General features: G+C 60.4%; 13 protein-coding genes. 4 read left to right on the top strand and 9 right to left on the bottom strand.

What is annotated here, in order from left to right:
• Positions 1-188: 188 nt before the first annotated feature.
• Positions 189-467 carry a DUF3303 domain-containing protein gene (locus tag AC3ISI_RS11045; protein WP_489336959.1) on the top strand — a complete coding sequence of 93 codons (279 nt, stop codon included), beginning with the start codon at positions 189-191 and terminating at the stop codon, positions 465-467.
• 44 nt (positions 468-511) lie between these two features.
• Here the strand turns inward: AC3ISI_RS11045 and AC3ISI_RS11040 are convergent, their stop codons facing one another.
• From AC3ISI_RS11040 to AC3ISI_RS11020, 5 genes are all read right to left on the bottom strand, one after another.
• Positions 512-2,941, bottom strand: coding sequence for an efflux RND transporter permease subunit (locus AC3ISI_RS11040; protein ID WP_489337693.1), 2,430 nt, complete (start codon positions 2,939-2,941; stop codon positions 512-514).
• A 27-nt stretch (positions 2,942-2,968) separates the two neighbouring features.
• Positions 2,969-4,042: a WD40/YVTN/BNR-like repeat-containing protein gene (locus AC3ISI_RS11035; protein ID WP_489336958.1), complete on the bottom strand. Its 1,074-nt coding sequence runs from the start codon at positions 4,040-4,042 to the stop codon at positions 2,969-2,971.
• Positions 4,043-4,192: 150 nt separating this feature from the next.
• Positions 4,193-5,557, bottom strand: a complete 1,365-nt coding sequence (locus AC3ISI_RS11030; RefSeq protein ID WP_489336957.1) for a DUF1329 domain-containing protein — start codon at positions 5,555-5,557, stop codon at positions 4,193-4,195.
• 32 nt (positions 5,558-5,589) lie between these two features.
• Complete coding sequence (locus tag AC3ISI_RS11025) at positions 5,590-7,419, bottom strand: DUF1302 domain-containing protein (RefSeq protein WP_489336955.1); 1,830 nt, start codon at positions 7,417-7,419, stop codon at positions 5,590-5,592.
• 301 nt (positions 7,420-7,720) lie between these two features.
• Positions 7,721-8,770: an AraC family transcriptional regulator gene (locus AC3ISI_RS11020; protein WP_489336954.1), complete on the bottom strand. Its 1,050-nt coding sequence runs from the start codon at positions 8,768-8,770 to the stop codon at positions 7,721-7,723.
• A gap of 212 nt (positions 8,771-8,982) precedes the next feature.
• On the opposite strand from AC3ISI_RS11020, the gene AC3ISI_RS11015 reads away from it, so the two are divergent.
• The 3 genes from AC3ISI_RS11015 to AC3ISI_RS11005 are packed head-to-tail and all read left to right on the top strand — an operon-like array spanning position 8,983 to position 12,129.
• Complete coding sequence (locus AC3ISI_RS11015) at positions 8,983-10,644, top strand: GMC family oxidoreductase (protein ID WP_489336953.1); 1,662 nt, start codon at positions 8,983-8,985, stop codon at positions 10,642-10,644.
• Positions 10,613-10,969, top strand: a complete 357-nt coding sequence (locus AC3ISI_RS11010; RefSeq protein ID WP_489336952.1) for a hypothetical protein — start codon at positions 10,613-10,615, stop codon at positions 10,967-10,969. Before AC3ISI_RS11015 ends, AC3ISI_RS11010 begins: the two co-directional genes overlap by 32 nt.
• A gap of 38 nt (positions 10,970-11,007) precedes the next feature.
• Positions 11,008-12,129, top strand: a complete 1,122-nt coding sequence (locus tag AC3ISI_RS11005; RefSeq protein ID WP_489336951.1) for a CaiB/BaiF CoA transferase family protein — start codon at positions 11,008-11,010, stop codon at positions 12,127-12,129.
• 190 nt (positions 12,130-12,319) lie between these two features.
• Here the strand turns inward: AC3ISI_RS11005 and AC3ISI_RS11000 are convergent, their stop codons facing one another.
• From AC3ISI_RS11000 to AC3ISI_RS10985, 4 genes are all read right to left on the bottom strand, one after another.
• Positions 12,320-12,679: a DUF6124 family protein gene (locus tag AC3ISI_RS11000; RefSeq protein WP_489336949.1), complete on the bottom strand. Its 360-nt coding sequence runs from the start codon at positions 12,677-12,679 to the stop codon at positions 12,320-12,322.
• Positions 12,680-13,229: 550 nt separating this feature from the next.
• Entirely contained in the window at positions 13,230-13,784 is a 555-nt protein-coding gene (locus AC3ISI_RS10995; protein ID WP_489336947.1) for a DUF2889 domain-containing protein, read from the bottom strand.
• Positions 13,785-15,557 carry an arylsulfatase gene (locus tag AC3ISI_RS10990; protein WP_489336945.1) on the bottom strand — a complete coding sequence of 591 codons (1,773 nt, stop codon included), beginning with the start codon at positions 15,555-15,557 and terminating at the stop codon, positions 13,785-13,787.
• Between the two features lie 124 nt (positions 15,558-15,681).
• Positions 15,682-17,136: a coniferyl aldehyde dehydrogenase gene (locus AC3ISI_RS10985; protein ID WP_489336943.1), complete on the bottom strand. Its 1,455-nt coding sequence runs from the start codon at positions 17,134-17,136 to the stop codon at positions 15,682-15,684.
• Between the last annotated feature and the right edge of the window lie 3 nt (positions 17,137-17,139).

Here is a 17,139-nt window from a genome sequence, read left to right as displayed (position 1 = left end):
AAACAGCACCGGGCGCGACGTAGTTCAACCCTTGAAAAGGCCATTAAAGAGGATCAGCGGTCGTACACGCACGGCCGGTCGCTGCTATGCCTTCACTGGGGACAAAGGGGATTGCGCGTAACCGAGGTCCCGGCGCCAGCCAGGTGCGCGAAGACAAACAGGTGCCAATCCGTATCAGGAGGTGGCCTATGTTATTCATCGTCAGTTGGTCCATTAACCCGGAAAACCGTAACAAGGCGATCGAGCGTTTTCTCAAGTCCGGGGCTGTTCCACCCACAGGCGTCAAGATGCTCGGACGCTGGCATGCCGTAGGCGGTTCGAGCGGTATGGGGGTTGTAGAGGCGAGTGATCTGGTGCCCATCCAGCAATGGGTGCTGGAGTGGAACGACATCATGAAGATGGACGTCCAGGCGGCATTGACCGATGAGCAGATGGCGCCACTGTTGGTAGCCACTACCGGTCAGTAGCAGGCATCGGGGCGGTGGTTCACCGCCCCGTTCCTGGTGTTGGCCTATTTCACTTTGCGTAACAGAAAGTGTGACAGCGCCGGAATCAGCACCAACGCCCCGACCATGTTCCAGATAAACATGAACGTCAGCAGAATGCCCATGTCTGCCTGAAACTTGATCGGCGACCAAGCCCAGGTGATCACACCCGCGGCCAGGGTAATTCCCACCAACGCCACCACTTTTCCGGTGAACGCCACGGCATTGCGATACGCCTCAGTCAGCGACAACCCGGCACGTTGCTGCGCCAGTTGCACGCTCAGCAGGTACAGCGCGTAATCCACGCCGATCCCCACACCCAGCGCAATCACCGGCAGCGTGGCGACTTTAACGCCCATGCCGAGCCAGACCATCAAGGCTTCGCAGAGGATCGAAGTCAGCATCAACGGCACCACCGCCACCACCACAGCCCGCCAGCTGCGGAAGGTGATGAAACACAACACAATCACCGCGCCATACACGTACAGCAGCATGGTGCGGTTGGCCTCACGCACGACGATGTTGGTCGCTGCTTCAATCCCGGCACTGCCAGCAGCGAGCATGAATTGGCGTTCGCCATTACTGTGTTCGCGGGCGAAGGTTTCGGCCACTTGCACCACACGGTCGAGGGTTTCGGCCTTGTGGTCCGACAGGTAAGCCACGATGGGCATCATCGAGCAATCGTTATTGAACAGATCCGGGCTGCTGACCGAAGCCTGCTGCGCGCCGTAGTTCAGTACGTCCTGATTACGCGCGATGGTCAGCATCTTCGGGTTGCCTTCATAGGAACCCGCCGTGATCTGCCGCACCGCGTTGGTCAGCGACACCGTGGTTTGCACGCCCGGCAGTTGCTGCAACAGCCAGCCCAGGCGATCGGCTTCCACCAGCGATTGGTATTTCAGGCAGCCTTCGGCCGGCGTTTTGAGCATGATTGCGAACTGGTCGCTGGACAACGAATAGTTGGCGGTGATGTAGGCGTTGTCGCGGTTGTAACGCGAGTCCGAGCGCAGTTCCGGTGCACCGGGGTCCAAGTCGCCGATCTTCAGGTGATGGCTGACGACAATCCCGCCCACCGCCAACACACCCGCCACGCTCACTGCGATGGTGGCCCAGCGGCGCTCGGTGAACTTGTCGAGGAAACTCCACAGCGCGCCGATGCCTTTGCCGCGCAACTCTTTGTTCTCGGCGCGCAAACTGCGCTCAGCCGCCCTGCGGCTCACCCCCCAGTACGAGAGCAACACCGGCAGCAGCACCAGGTTGGTGAAGATCAGCACCGCGACACCGATACTCGCGGTAATCGCCAGGTCCTGAATCACTGGAATATCGATCAGCATCAACACCGCGAAGCCCACAGCATCGGCGAGCAACGCGGTCAGGCCGGCGAGAAACAGACGGCGGAAGGTGTAGCGCGCAGCAACCAGTTGATGAGTGCCGCGTCCGACATCCTGCATGATCCCGTTCATCTTCTGCGCGCCATGGGACACGCCGATGGCGAACACCAGGAACGGCACCAGAATCGAGAACGGGTCCAGCGCAAAGCCAAACAACGCGACCAGGCCCAGCTGCCAGACCACCGCGATCACCGAACAGAGAATCACCAGCGCCGTACTGCGCACGCAACGGGTGAAGTAGAAGATGATGGCCGTGGCAATCACCGCGGCGACACCAAAATACAGCATCACCTGCATCAAGCCGTCGATCAGGTCGCCAACCAATTTGGCAAAACCGATCACCCGGATCTTGATCGGGCCTTTGCCCTCTTCGTCCGTGACGCGGACGCTGCCTTCGAATTCGTATTTGTCGCGCAGTTTCTCTTCGAGGGTTTTCGAGAACTGGTGGTAGTCGATGGCCTGCCCCGTGACCGGGTCTTTCTCCAGCAACGGCACGAAGATCATGCTCGACTTGAAGTTGTTGCCGATCAGACTGCCGACAATGCCCGAGCGGGCGATGTTCTGCCGTAGCTGCTGCACGCTTGGCGCCGAGCCGTCATAGGAATCGGGCATCACCGGGCCACCCTGGAAGCCTTGCTCGGTGACTTCGGTCCAGCGCACCGCCGGGGTCCACAACGACTTCATCCATGCCCGGTCGACGCCCGGTGTAACGAACAGTTCGTCGTTGATCTCTTTCAAGGCGTCGAGGTAGTGCGGATCGAAAATGTCGCCGTTGCTGCTCTCCACCACCACCCGCACCGCGTTGCCCAGGCCGCGCAGGGCCTGACGGTTTTCCAGGTAGTTTTTGATGAAAGGCTGGCTCTGCGGGATCATCTTTTCGAAGCTGGCATTGAGTGTCAGCCGGGTCGTGGCGAAGAAGCTCAGTGCAATCGTCACCAGCAGACAGGCCAGCACCACCCACAAGCGGTTGTTGAAGATCAGCCGTTCCAGGGCATTACCGGAGCGTGCGTCGAAGCCCTTGAGCTCGCGGATAACCGGCATTGTTTCGAGTTCGTAGTGACCCATCATGGTGTTCTCTGTGTGATGCCGGGCTTATTCGAGGGGCAACTGGCGCAGGCCACGAGTGCCCGCAAGCACCAGCGAGCCGCCAGAAACCTGCGCGGCGGCCACGGGGGCCGGTGTGTTGTTCGGCTGAATATGAAAACTCAATCCGTCGTCGGCGCTGACCAGCACATGACCGGCCTGACTGACCAGCACAATCCGGCCATCGACCGTGATGGCGCTGGCGGTGATGCTCAGGGGCAAGCCGAGTTCGATTTTGTTCCAGCTCACGCCGCTGTCAGTGCTGCGGAACACGTTGCCGCGCAGACCGAACACCAGCGTCGCACCCGGCTTGCCGGTGATGCCGAAAAAGCTGCCGTTATAGGGCGTTGGAGTGGCGTTGAACCGCCCGCTCGCACGGTCCAGTTTCAGCACCAGGCCTTGCTCGCCGACGATGAACAAATCGTCGCCCACCGGGCGCAGTGCGTAGAGGTTCAGGGCGCTCGGGTTGTCGGTGCGATCCAGCAACGGCGTCCAGCGGCGACCGCCGTCGTCGGTGCGCAAAATCAGGTTGAAGGCGCCGATGATGTAGCCGACCTGATCGCTTTCGAACCAGACATCGAGAAAGGGTTTATCGGCGCCCTCCTCGACCATGCGCTGGGCATCGCTGACCTGGGCTTGCAGGGCTGCGTCATCCGGTTGGCTGGCGAGTTGATGCTGATAGTAATTGAGCAGGATCGGCCCGACTTGACGCCCGTCCAGCTGCCGGGTCCAGGTCTGGCCGGCATCGCTGCTGTGCAGGACCACGCCATCGTGCCCGACCGCCCAGCCCTGTTGTGGTGTTGGAAAATGCACGGCGACGAGGTCGGAACTGACCGGGACTTGCGCCTGTTGCCAGTGCTGACCGGCATCATCGGAATACAGAATATGCCCGCGCTGGCCCACGGCAACCAGACGCTCACCGGCGTGAGTCAGCCCGGTCAGTGTCGAGCGTGCGGCCAGTGCGCTGGGCAACGCCTGGGTGTCGAGCACATCGGCAAACTCACCGGCGAACACCGGGCGGGTGAACGGCACGGCCATGGCGGCCGACAATGCGGCCAGCAGAAACCACTTGATCATTGTCATTATTGTTATCTCGAGTGCAACGTACAGACTGAACATCACCCATTAACTGTAGGAGCGTGGCTTACCCGCGAAGGCGGTTTGTCATTCAACATCGATGTCGACTGATACACCGCCTTCGCAGGCAAGCCAGCTCCTACAGGGGTCGGTGGTTTAGCGGATACCGGCTCCGGCCAGCGACTCGGCAGACCACTGCGCCTTCGACAGCGGATCGATGTACTTCAAGCCACCGTAAGGACCGTAGAAACCGTTGACGTTGTAGGCCCCGGAAATCAAGTCGTAGATCATGTGGTTGATCGTGTCCGGGGCCTTCACGTCATAGCTGTAAGTCAGGTGGGCGAAACCGCCACGGTAGAGCTGGCCACGAGCGTCATACTCGTCGGAGGCCAAAGCGATCCAGCTGTCCTCGTCGAGGTAGAACGTGCGTTTGTTGTAGATGTGGCGTTTGCCCGGTTTGAGCGTGGCTTCCACCACCCACACCCGGTGCAGCTCCCAGCGCAGCAAATCCGGATTGACGTGGTTGGCCTTCATCACGTCGGCCGCGTCTTTGTGGTAGCTCAGTTTGTAGGTGTTGTACGGCACATAGAGTTCTTTCTTGCCGACCAGTTTGAAGTCGTAACGGTCCATCGCGCCGTTGAACACGAATGCATCGTCATAGGTGGCGGCGCCGACCGTGCCTGGGTTTGGCGTGTCGTAAGCCAGGTCCGGTGCCAGTTTCACGCGGCGTTGCCCCGGCAAGTATTGCCAGGCGCGGCGCGGTTGCTTCATCGGGTTGACCGAGTCCATCAACAGTAGCGCTTCACCGGCACGGCGGGCGGGACCGGTGTAGGTCAGCTTGATCTTGTAGAAGGGTTCGTCGGGCACCACAGGCCCCGCGGCGCGCGTTGGGGAAAAGAGCGGGTATTCAATGTTGAACACGCCGGTGGAACTCAACGACGCGGTGCCGGACGAGTCGACGTTCCACGAGTCGTACTTGTTGGTCATGGCCACGCCTTGATAGCGCAACAAGTGGTTCCACATCGCTTCGTAGCCGTCAGCCGGGATCGGGAACGGCACGCCTGGCAGCACGTTTTCCAGCGACAAACCGCCGTCAGTGGTCTTGGCCGTCACTGCGTTTTTCGCGGTGTTGTCCAACACGGATTGGGGCATGGCGACGCTGCGATGAGTCGGATAGACATCGAGGCGATAGGTCGGGTAACGCGTCAGCAACGCCTGGGTGGTCGCGGTGAGTTTGTCTTTCTGTGCCGCGAGGTCTTTGGCAGTGATGACCAAGCGCGGTTTTTCCGCGCCGAAGGGGTCCGGACGGAACGAGTCGCCCGTCTTGAACTCGGCCGGTATCGTGGTCAGACCGCCGGTGTACGCCGGAATGCTGCCATCGGCGTTGGCCGCTTTGTCAGCACCGATCGCCGTCAGGCTGGTGCCGAGCTTAGCCGCTTGATCGGCACTGACTGCCGCCTGGGCGGAGCCGACTACAGCCAGCGCCAGGGCGGTGGCCAATATTGATTGAGTAAAATTCATGGGGTGTCTCCTGTTAACACACAGCACTCGGATCAGAGGGTGGTTTTGAAAGTGAAAGTGACCATGCCGCGATCCTTGAGCTGGGCCACGGTACCGGCAAACGCAGTGGTCTGGCCGGGCACGCAGTTGTATTGACCGTTGGCACCGGGCGCAGCGCCATCGCCGTGGGCGGAAGCGTTGCCGGCAGAACCGCAGGTGTCGAAGTCGCCAAAGTTGTCGACATATTTGAGGTCGAAGCGGTATTGGCTGTGAACGTCCATGCCGACGCCGACGGAGTAGCTGCCGGTGCCTTTGTTGCCGCCCAGTTGCACGGACGACTGGCCCGCGAGGCCGACGTTGTAGCTGACCGGCATGAACATATCGACGCCAGGGAAAACCTGATACCAGGTCGGGTTGAAGTTCATGCCGACGATGTAGTTGTCCTTGGAGACCTTGTCGACGCCGTTGTACCAATCCTCTCCCTTGAACAGCTGCTTGTTGTCAGTAACGTCCAACCAGCGGCTATAGGCGAGTTCAACCAACAACGAGGAGGAATCCCAGATCGGTGTTTCGCCGAAGGTGGTCAGGCCGTTCAGCACCGCGTGCACGGTGTTGCCGCGCGCCACGCCGTTCTGGCCGTCGAAACTGCTGATGAAACCCGGGGCCCCGGCCGCACCCAAGGTCGGGTTGACGGTGGCGGGAACGCTGGACAGCGGCATGTTGTGACGATAGTTGAGGTCGAAACCAACACTCACGCCGGCAATGTTTTTGGCCAGGCTTAAACCGTAGACATCGATGTCATCCACGTAGAACTGGTTGTAGCTGCCAACGGTGCCCGAGGCGATCGCGGCCGGCGTGATAGCACTCGGCTGGAGCGCCAGATTGGGCAGGATGTCCGAGGTTTTGCGGTAGTAAATACCCAGGGTGCCGTCCAGCCACGCTGGGCTCCACTTGGCCATCAGGCCGAAGTCGCCACTGTTGCTTGGTGTGTAGGTATGACCGTTTTGCAGGCGCAGAAACTCATTGGCGCCCAACGGGCCCTGAAGGCCGAAGAACGGGTTCTTTGCGGCGATCAAGGACAGGTTGTGGCCGCCGCTCTGGATACCGTCGTTGAAGCCCAGATACGTACCGGACTCCGGCAAACGTGCGGCGTCCCAATCGAGGAAGTACTGCGCCGCGAGGGTCAGTTCCGGATTGACGGTGAAGCTGGTGGACAGCTGATTGCGCGGGATGAACAGCTCTTTGGCTTCAGTGCCCGGCACCGCGAGGGCCTTGGACAAATCCAGGCCCGACTGGCCATAGCTGTTGCCGTGGGCAAAGGCCAGGACGCTTTCACCCCAATAGACCGTGTGTTTACCGGCCTTGGCACTGAGCATCGATTCATCACCGATTTCGGTACTGCCGAAGACGAAGGCGTCGAGGATCTCCGAGGACGGGCCGTTGTAGTAACGGTCGGCATAGCCGCTCTGGTGCTTCGAATCAGCCTTGCCGTCATTGAGCTGGTTGGTCGCCGGGTTGAAGCTGCCGACGTCGTCATAGGCATGGTCGTACCAGCTGTTGGCGCTGACCCGAAAGCCCATCTGTTTTTTGTACACCACGTCCAGTTCCGACAGGACGTCGAGGCGCTGGGCCACGGGGCTGCCGGAGGAAAAATTGCGGTCACCGTCGTTGTTGTTCCACGAGTTGGCCAGCTTGCTGTTCGCTGCCTCGACGCGTTGGGCGTAGTTGAACTTCAAGGTGTTGTCGAAGCGCACCGACACGTCTTCGTTCCCCGTGTCGAATTCAAACGCCTGCACAGGTGACATGCCCAGCCCGGCGAGAACCGCCGAAGCCAGCAACCCGCGCCGCAGATTTGGATGGCCGATCTTATTGTTGTTATTCATCTAGCGTGCTCGCCTTCTCTGTGGTTTCACGAAAAGTCATTCAAGAAAATGCCGACTTCGGTGTGGTGCCCTGCTCTAAGGAGCACTGACCAGTTCGGTCGAGACTGTTGTATCGCGAGGGGTGGGGGTGGCGCCGGTCAATTGGGCCAAATCATCGGTCAGCGCAACGTTCCCTGTAGGAGCCGAGCTTGCTCGCGATGAGGCCCTGGCATTCAACATCAATGTTGAATGACACACCGCCATCGCGAGCAATCGAGCGTCGACCGGCTGCTCCTACAGGATTTTTTGCAGGAGGGATATTTCAGAGTTGCTGGCGATAATCCGTGGGCGAAAGCCCGGTCCAGCGCTTGAACGCGCGGGTGAAATTGCTGGTATCGCTGAACCCCAGGAGAAAGGTGATTTCAGTCACCGGCCGCGATGCTTGGCTCAAGTAGCTGTACGCCAGCTCCTTGCGGGTGTCATCGAGCAGTTGCTGGAAATGCGTGCCACGCTGGGACAGCTTGAGTTGCAGTTTGGTCGGGCTCATGTGCAACGCACTGGCGACCTTGTCGCGGCTGCAATCGCCGTCCGGGAGGAACTCGATGATTTTCTGGGTCACGCCGGTGATCACATCGTTTTTGTCCAGCCGCGCCAGGTAACTGATGATGATGTTGTCGTTGACCTGAGCCAACTCCGGGCAGGAGCCGCTGAGCGGCTGCACCAGATCCGTCTTGTGAAACACCATCAGGCTGCTGGTCTGCCCAAACAACACCGGCGACCTGAACAACGCTTCATAAGGGCCCGCGCCTTCGTGGGGCATCGAGCGACAGAACTCTATCCGTACAGGCTTGAACTCCTGTTTATAGAGCAGGCGCATGGTTCGAATCAGAAACCCGAAAAACGCATCTTCAGTCTCGGGACAAAGTTCCTGCACGTGATCAAAGCGGAACAGAACCTGCTCGTCAGCCTGGGTGACATGGGACTTGGCGACCTGAGACACCAAGCGAAAATAACGCTCCAGTCGCCGGCAAAAATCCTGCAACGTGCCACTGGCTGCCAGGGAATAACCCAAGGCATGCAGGTGCGTCAGATGAATATGCTTGGCCACGGTCAAGCCGAAATACGGATTGTTGGTCACATCGACGCAAGCTCTATACAGCTTGGTCATGGTCGCGACCGGCAGGCGGGTCATCGGATCGGTCGCCACGCTCAGCGGAATGCCCATCGCGAGGAAAATCCGCTTGCTGTCGACCCCACTGGCGTCCAGCGCGCTGGCGATGGCCACGGTGTAGCTGCTGATGGTGGTGGGCTGCAACGCTTCTTCGCGCAACGATGTTTCGGTGCCGGGCGTATCCATTTTCGAACCTGACATGGGCCTGCCTGTTGGGGATGCGAAACCCGATACTCGCCCCCGTCCGTCTATCGGTCAATGACCCGTTGCGGGCATTTTCACGATGTTCCGGTGCTTGGCGCGATAGTCACCTTCCCCACTGACCAGCGAATTGACTCTATTGACCAGTGTTGTGCCGGCCTTGTCCCCACAATGCGTTCATGTGGTGCATCAAATAAAAAGAGAAGAACAGCATGAGCCAGAACGCAGAGTTCGATTACATCGTAGTTGGCGCGGGCGCTGCCGGTTGTGTGGTTGCCAGTCGCCTGTCGGAAGATCCGACGATTTCCGTCTGTCTGCTGGAAGCTGGCGGCCCCGACAGCCATCCGCTGGTGCACATGCCGGCCGGCGTCGCGGCGATGGTGCCGACCTCGATCAATAACTGGCAATACCAGACCGTGCCACAGCCGGGCTTGAACGGCCGCATCGGCTATCAGCCACGGGGCAAGACCCTGGGCGGCAGTTCGTCGATCAACGCCATGGCCTATCACCGGGGTCACCCCCGCGACTTCGACCGTTGGGCTGCCCTGGGCAACCCCGGCTGGAGCTATCAGGAGGTGCTGCCGTTCTTCAAGCGCGCCGAGCACAACGAACACTTCAAAGATGAACTGCATGGCCAGAACGGGCCGCTCAATGTGCGCTTCCATTCCTCGCCCAATCCGTTTGGCGAAACTTTTGTCGAGGCCGGCGTACAGGCGGGTTATCCGCCCTGCCCCGACCAGAACGGCGCGATCATGGAAGGCTTCGGTCGCGTTCAGGTGATGCAAAAGGACGGACAGCGTTGCAGCGCGGCCAAGGCCTACCTGACACCGAACCGGCATCGCAGCAACCTGCACATCGAAACCCACGCCCATGCCACGCGAATCCTGTTCAACGGCAAGCGCGCGGTGGGCATCGAGTTTGTGCAGAACGGCGTAAAACGCACCCTGCGCGCCCGGCATGAGCTGATCCTGAGTTCCGGCGCCTTCAACTCGCCTCAGCTGTTGCTGTTGTCCGGTGTCGGGCCAACCAGCCAACTGTTCAAATTCGATATCCCGGTGGTTCATGACTTGCCAGGGGTCGGGCAGAACCTGGTGGATCACATCGATTACGTGCACTCCTATCGCGTCAAGTCGCGCAACTTGATCGGCTTGTCGCTGGCCGGCGCCTGGGACATCGCCAAAGCGGCGATCCGTTACTGGCGCCGGCGCAGCGGGCCGCTGACCACCAATTTTGCCGAGGCCTGCGCCTTCGTCAAAACCTCTCCGGAACTGGCCCAGGCCGACATCGAACTGGCGCTGACCATCGCCATGTTCGCCGACCATGGCCGTACGTTGTATCGAGGTCACGGACTGAGCTTGCATGCCTGCCTGCTGCACCCGAAAAGCGTCGGGCAACTGACCCTGTCGAGCGCCGACCCGATGATCGCACCGCTGATCGATCCCGCGTTCCTGACCCACCCCGATGACATCAAGACGCTGATCGAGGGTTACCGGATCATCCAGAAGGTCATGGCGACCCCGGCGTTCAAGGCGTTCTGCCCCAAGGATGTGATTGACGCCCCGATGAACACCGACGCCGAGATCGAGCAGGTGCTGCGCAATCGCTCCGACACCCTCTATCACCCGATCGGCACCTGCAAAATGGGCAACGATGCGTTGGCGGTGGTAGACGCGCGATTGAAGGTCCATGGCCTGGAAGGTTTGCGTGTGGTCGACGCCTCGATCATGCCGACTATCATTGGTTGTAGCACCACCGCCGCGACCGTAATGATCGGCGAAAAAGCCGCCGAGTTTATTCGTCAGGACCGCGCTGCAAGCGTCTCTCTTTCTTCGAAGGACGATCATGAATCCAGTACGCAGCCTTACCCCGCATAAGCTGCTGGTGGTTTCAGCGGTCATCGAACTGGCGACCGGCGTAGCGTTGCTGCTCACGCCGGAGCTGGTCAGCCATCTGTTACTGGGGATCGCGACGGACGCGAGCAACCTGATCGCCCGGTGTTTTGGCATCGCGTTGATTGCCCTCGGCATCGCCTGTTGGCCGCGGCCGGCAAACCCTGCCGCACTGCGTTCGATGTTGTTCTACAACGGCGCGATTGCGTTGTACCTGGCGTACATCGGCGTGTTGTTCGGCGGCGGTGTATTTCTGTGGCCGGCGGTGGTGTTGCATACCGTGATGACCGCATTGTTTCTACGTCGTTAACCTCCCCCACATAGACATTCATTCAAAGGAGTACGCACATGGGCGTATTGGACGGCGTTCGTATCGTCGAAATTGCCGGTATCGGACCGGGGCCATTTTGCGGCATGTTGCTGGCGGACATGGGCGCCGAGGTGATCCTGGTGGAACGCGCCAGCACCAAGGGCGGCGACATGCTCGACTTGGGCAAGCACGCCATCGTCAATCGCGGCAAACAATCTATTACCCTGGACCTTAAGGACCCTGAAGCCATCGAAGCGGTGTTGCGCCTGATCGAAGGCGCCGACGCGCTGATCGAAGGCATGCGCCCCGGCGTCATGGAGCGTCTGGGTCTGGGTCCCGACGTGTGCCTGGCACGTAATCCGCGACTGGTCTACGGGCGCATGACCGGTTGGGGCCAGCAAGGCCCCTTGGCCCAGGCCGCCGGCCATGACCTCAACTACATCGCCCTGTCCGGCGCGTTGTGGTTCAGCGGTGAAGCCGGCCAGCCGCCGATGGCACCGCCGACGCTGGTGGGTGATTTGGGCGGCGGTGCGTTGTACCTGGCAATGGGCATTCTGGCCGGGATCATCAACGCCAGCACCAACGGCGTCGGTCAGGTGGTGGACGCAGCGATTGTCGATGGCAGCGCCAACCTGATGAACCTGTTGCTGTCCGCGCACTCCGCCGGCCAGCAGCCATTGGAACGCGGTTGCGGCCTGCTGGACGGCGCCCATTGGGCCCGCACCTATGCCTGTGCCGACGGCTTGTTCGTCAGCGTGCAAGCCCTTGAACCGCAGTTCAACGCCTTGCTGTTCAGAACGTTGGGACTGGGTGACGACCCGGACTTCAAGCGCCCGTACGATCCCCGTTTGTGGGGCCCGCTGCGCAAGCGCCTGGAAGCGATATTTGCCAGTCAGCCACGCCAGCACTGGATCGATCTGCTGGAAGGCACCGATGCCTGCTTCGCCCCGGTCCTGACACCGGCCGAAGCCCTGGACCATCCGCACATGGCCGAACGCGGCGTGTATTCGCGCACGGATGGCGTGTTGCAAGCGGCGCCGGCGCCCCGGTTTTCCGCGACGCCTTCGGCCAGTGGCAAGGTTCCGACCCGTGGCGAACACAGCACAAGCATTCTGCGCAAAGCAGGCTTGAGTGAAGAGCAGATCCAGCGGTTGATCTGAAAAATCGGGGCCAGATGCCGATCAGATAAGTCTCGGAATTACAAAATCCCTGTGGGAGCGAGCTTGCTCGCGATGACGGAGTGTCAGTCGAAATAAATGTTCCTGACCCGACGCCATCGCGAGCAAGCTCGCTCCCACAGGTTCCGCGCATTAACTGACAGGCATCTGGCTCTTTGGGACTGCCGTTTTTCTACGCCGGTGACTCGATTTGATCCAACACCCGGTTCGCCGTGATCTCCGCCACCATGATGCTGTTTGAAATCCCCAGCAACGCATAGCGCGCCTCACCTTCCAGGTGGTCCACCAACTGATGGACCATCACATCAACCGAGGCCAGTGTCTCGACCAAAAACACCACCAGGGTTTCGTTGGTCGCCTCTTGGTCCACGGAAAACAATGTGCTGGGTGTACGCGCGGTGGCTTTGATGTCGGCTTTCGACGGGAAGTGAAAGTCGAGGGCACGCTCGGCGGCCTCGTTGAGTTTGTTTGAATCGGGTTCGTACGGGGAGACCGGATCGGTGTCCGGAGGGTTTGGCGTTACTTTGAACATATGCTTGCTTCTCTGATTGGGCGCCAACCCTCCTGCTGCTAAACGAGAGGGAGGCAGCTGTACGCAGGTTAGCAGACCGGGGAAGCTAGCAAAGCCGGCGCGCCCGAAGGCGCCCTGCGCACAACCACCATCAAGTGCAGGCATGGGAATGCCTGACTGACAACAGCTTGTGCACCTTGCTTATAACCCCAGGCTGCTAAACCCGACCACTGATGGGCAGTGGCAGGGAAACGATAGAGGCCAGGCCCAAGACGCACAAGCCGGCGGATTCTGGCGTACCGGTAGGCAACGGCGCAAGGTCTTGTAGCTTTCAGGACGTAACACTAAACAGAACTAAACACGCGCCCCAAAACACCGCACAAACCTGTAGGAGCCTGGCTTGCCAGCGAAGGCGGCATGTCAGTCACCATACATGTCGACTGAAAGACCGCTTTCGCGGGCAAGCCCGGCTCCTACAAGAGATGGCGGCGTGTCCGTCACCACACATGTCGACTGGAAGACCGCTATCGCGAGCAGGCTCGCTCCCACATTGGCGCTTGAGGCCCGTCGATTATTTTTTCAGGAATACCGCAACAGGACTGTCCTCGCGTAACGCATGACAGGTATTGAGCAAAGCCCCCCTGGCATTGCGGTAAGCCTCGACATCCGCCGCAGTGCGCGGTGCCACCAGTGACCGCGCCATGGGGATGGTCTGAAACGCCGTCGTCGCGATCGGCAGCAGCAATTCTGTCAGGTGCACGCAACCGCCAATGCCGCCGAACAGTTCCTTGATCCGCCGCGAAAACCCCGCGCCGATCCGCTCACCCAGTAACTTCTGATAGGCCGGCATGGCCCCGCGACACTGGCTGGTGGGCACATCCGGCATTGTTACCTGCACGTCACGCACGATGAAGTCATCGTCCAGGGTCAGGCGTATCCACATGCCGTGATACGTCTGGCCCGTCGCAACGGTGCGGCCTTCAGCAAGCGTCACGGGATGGGTTTTGCAGTCGTTCAGCCGCCCTTCAATATCCCACAAGCCATCGGCACGTAAAAATCCCTGGCATTCAACCGTGCGCCGGTGAATCAATCGGCGGCCCGATTCATCAAGTTCGTCAGTCATCATTCAAACCCGCTGCTTGCTGCGACGACGCCACACCAGCACGCCCACCAGCAACACCAGCACTGCCACCACCGGCGGCGCGGCAGCCTTGAGTTTGGGAATGACCACGTGTTTCAAGGCATACATCTGCCCTTGGTGCATGTAGTCATATCCGGCCGGCATCGGCAGCACGCCATTGACCCGGGCGTATTCGGCGTAGTCAGCTTGCATGGCCAAGAAGCGCTCGGGCATCTGCTGTTGCAGGTCGTTGACCTCGCCGGGGTCGGTGACGATGTTGTAGAGGTGCCATTGCTCGTTGCCCACGGGTTTGAGGCTTTTCACCAGTTTGTAATCGCCCTTGAACAACGCGGCGCTGCCGGACAATTCATAGCCGATGGCTTGGTCTTCGGGGTGTACACGTTCGGCATGGCCTTGCAGAACAGGGACCAGGCTGCTGCCGATCATCGGTTCCACGGCGCGCCCCTGAAACTCACCGTTATGCGCCGGTACTCCGGCCACTTCCAGCAAGGTCGGCACGATGTCGGTGACGTGGGTGAAGGCTTTGGCGATGTGATTGGCCTGCATGCCGGGCACACCGGAGACGATCAACGGCGTGCGCAACCCGCCCTCGCCGGCAAAGAACTTGTAGCCGCTCAACGGCGATGCGGCGGCGCTGGCCCAACTCGGGCCGATGCTGGTGAAGGCGCCCTTGCTGCCCAGGCGATCGAGCTGGCGGGTGTAGTTCATTTCCAGCCACAGCCGTATGGCGGGGATGGCGTAAGGGTCGGTGGGTTCGCTGCCGTTATCGGACAGAAACACGAACACCGTGTTGTTGTATTCGCCGGTGTCTTTCAGGTGCTGGATGAAGCGACCGATTTCCTGGTCCATGGTTTCCGCCATGCCGGCATAGACTTCCATGCGCCGTGCTTCGTAGCGTTTTTCGTGTTCATCCAACGCGTTCCAGTCAGCGGTACTGGCCATGGTCTGCATGCCGACACCCGCCGGCATCAGCCCCAGTTCCACCGCCCGGTCACGGCGTTCGTTGCGCAACGCAGTCCATCCAGCGTCGTAGCGCCCCTGATACTTGTCGATGATCGCCTTGGGCGCCTGGACCGGCACGTGATTGGCCTGAAAGCCCAGGTAGGCAAAAAACGGTTTGCCGTCCTGCCGGTCTCTCTCGATGTACTCCAGTGCCTTGTCGACGATGAAGGTCGAGGAGTAATAATCCTTCGGCAGATGCGCCGGTTGACCGTTCTCGAACCAGGCGGCTTTGTCGTACAGCGGCGCGTAGGGCCGTTCTTCCCAGTTGTCCGAACCGCTGTCGGCCTGGATGAACGAGCGGTCGAAACCACGGAGGTTCGGCAAGGTGTCCGGGGTTTTGCCCAGATGCCATTTGCCGGTGATGTAGGTGCGGTAACCACCCTCCTTGAGCCGGCTGGCGACGGTGATTGCATTGTCGTTGAGCACACCGCTGTAACCGGGTTTGCCCAGGTGTTCCTCGGGCATGGTTTCCGGCATGTTGCCGACGCCGTTGCGGTGGTTGTCGACGCCGGTCAGCAGCATCGAACGCGTGGGCGAGCAGGAGGCCGTGACATGGAAGTCGGAAAAGCGCACGCCTTCACGGGCCAGGGTGTCGATATTCGGCGTGGCGATTTCGCTGCCGAAGGAACCGACATCGCTATAGCCCCAGTCGTCGGCGACCAATACCACGATGTTTGGCGGTTTGGGGGCGGCGAAACTTTGAGTGGCGCAGGCCAGGCAACACATCGCCAGGGCAAGCGGCTTCAACGCAATCATTCACGGTTACCTTTGCTTTTTGTGGGAGCGGGCTTGCCCGCGATGGCGGCGTGTCAGTCACCATCAATGTTGAATGTACCGGCCCTATCGCGGGCTCCCACAGTTGAACTGTGTTGGGCTCAGGTCAGGGTTTCAATAATGCGCCGACGACCCGGCGAAACAGCCGGCCGTAGGGGGGGCGTAATAGCCCCATCACGTCCCAGCGCGGTGGTGTAAACACCGAGCGCTCCAGGCTGAAGGCCTTGAACCCGTATCCGCCCCGGTAGCGACCAAAACCCGAGTGACCACAGCCACCAAAAGGCAAATCAGTCTGGAACAGGTGCTGCATCACTTCGTTGATGCACGCCCCTCCCGAATGGGTGCGTTCCAGCACATGCTTGGCTTCAGCGCGGTTATCACCAAAGTAGTACAGCGCCAGGGGCCGGGGGTGCGCGTTGATGTAGTCGAGCACTTCGTTGATATGGCGATAGCCGCGAATCGGTAGCAGCGGGCCGAATACTTCCTCTTGCATCGCCAGTGTCGAGTCGGGCGGATCCACCAGCAGGGTCGGTGCGATCTTGCGTGAACCGCTCAAGTCCTCGTTAGCCGGATTGACCTCGATCATCCTGGTGCAGTGTTCACGGGCGTCTTGCAGACAGGCTTGCATCCGCTGGTATTGCCCGGGCGTCGCCATGGCGGTGTAGTCCGGATTGTTCAGCAACGTCGGGAACAGGCGTTGCATTTCGACCTGCATGAAGCTCAACAAGTGTTCGAGATCGTTCTCGTGCACAAACACATAATCCGGGGCGATACAGGCCTGGCCAGCGCTGATGCCCTTCCCGCCCCAAATACGTTTGGCGGCGTTTTGCAGATCGGCGCCGCGACCGATAATGGTCGGCGACTTGCCGCCCAGTTCCAGGGTCAGCGGCGTCAGGTTTTCCGCCGCGGCACGCATCACCAGTCGCCCGACCCGTGGGCTGCCGGTAAACACCAGGTGATCGAGCGGCATGGCGGAAAACGCTGCGCCCAATTCGGCACCGCCGATAAAGCCAGCCACCTCCTTGTCATCGAATTGCCCGGCCAGCAACTCGATCAGCAGGCTGGCCGTGGCCGGCGACTGATCAGAAAACAGCAGAATGGCGCGGTTACCTGCCGCCAGCGCTTCAGCCAGGGGCCCCAGTGCGATGGCAATCGGGAAATTCCACGGCGAGATGATGCCGATGGTTCCCAGCGGCTGAAAACGGATTTCAGCCCTGGCGCCCAGCCAGCCGCTGCCCAGTTCAGCTTTGCGACGCTGCGGACGCATCCATTGGCGCACATGATCACGCGCATATTTCAGGCCTTGTACCGGCAACAGCACATCCGCCAACAGCGACTGATCATGACTGCGCCAGGTAAAGTCTTTGGCCAAGGCTTCGCAAAGCGCCTGCTGGTTGTCCAGCAACAGGTTGATGACCCGGTTGATCCGCTCAATACGCAATTCGGCGGACGGCGGCCCTTCGGACGAGGACGCCGCCTGCTGGCGGGCGAGCACTGCCGCGACTCGCGTGGAGATCGGGGTGAACAGCGCTTGCGCTTCACCATTGAGGGGTAAGTTCATGCT

The sequence above is a fragment of the Pseudomonas sp. GL_139_B genome (genome assembly GCF_057834475.1).
This window is presented reverse-complemented; position numbering and strand designations above follow the sequence as displayed.

Excerpts from the sequence above, each read along its gene's own strand:
- AC3ISI_RS11010 (WP_489336952.1), top strand. The coding sequence starts at position 10,613 with ATGAATCCAGTACGCAGCCTTACCCCGCATAAGCTGCTGGTGGTTTCA.
- AC3ISI_RS11005 (WP_489336951.1), top strand. The coding sequence starts at position 11,008 with ATGGGCGTATTGGACGGCGTTCGTATCGTCGAAATTGCCGGTATCGGA.
- AC3ISI_RS11025 (WP_489336955.1), bottom strand. The coding sequence starts at position 7,419 with ATGAATAACAACAATAAGATCGGCCATCCAAATCTGCGGCGCGGGTTG.
- AC3ISI_RS10985 (WP_489336943.1), bottom strand. The coding sequence starts at position 17,136 with ATGAACTTACCCCTCAATGGTGAAGCGCAAGCGCTGTTCACCCCGATC.
- AC3ISI_RS11035 (WP_489336958.1), bottom strand. The coding sequence starts at position 4,042 with ATGACAATGATCAAGTGGTTTCTGCTGGCCGCATTGTCGGCCGCCATG.
- AC3ISI_RS11045 (WP_489336959.1), top strand. The coding sequence starts at position 189 with ATGTTATTCATCGTCAGTTGGTCCATTAACCCGGAAAACCGTAACAAG.
- AC3ISI_RS11000 (WP_489336949.1), bottom strand. The coding sequence starts at position 12,679 with ATGTTCAAAGTAACGCCAAACCCTCCGGACACCGATCCGGTCTCCCCG.
- AC3ISI_RS11040 (WP_489337693.1), bottom strand. The coding sequence starts at position 2,941 with ATGGGTCACTACGAACTCGAAACAATGCCGGTTATCCGCGAGCTCAAG.
- AC3ISI_RS11015 (WP_489336953.1), top strand. The coding sequence starts at position 8,983 with ATGAGCCAGAACGCAGAGTTCGATTACATCGTAGTTGGCGCGGGCGCT.
- AC3ISI_RS11030 (WP_489336957.1), bottom strand. The coding sequence starts at position 5,557 with ATGAATTTTACTCAATCAATATTGGCCACCGCCCTGGCGCTGGCTGTA.
- AC3ISI_RS10995 (WP_489336947.1), bottom strand. The coding sequence starts at position 13,784 with ATGATGACTGACGAACTTGATGAATCGGGCCGCCGATTGATTCACCGG.
- AC3ISI_RS10990 (WP_489336945.1), bottom strand. The coding sequence starts at position 15,557 with ATGATTGCGTTGAAGCCGCTTGCCCTGGCGATGTGTTGCCTGGCCTGC.
- AC3ISI_RS11020 (WP_489336954.1), bottom strand. The coding sequence starts at position 8,770 with ATGTCAGGTTCGAAAATGGATACGCCCGGCACCGAAACATCGTTGCGC.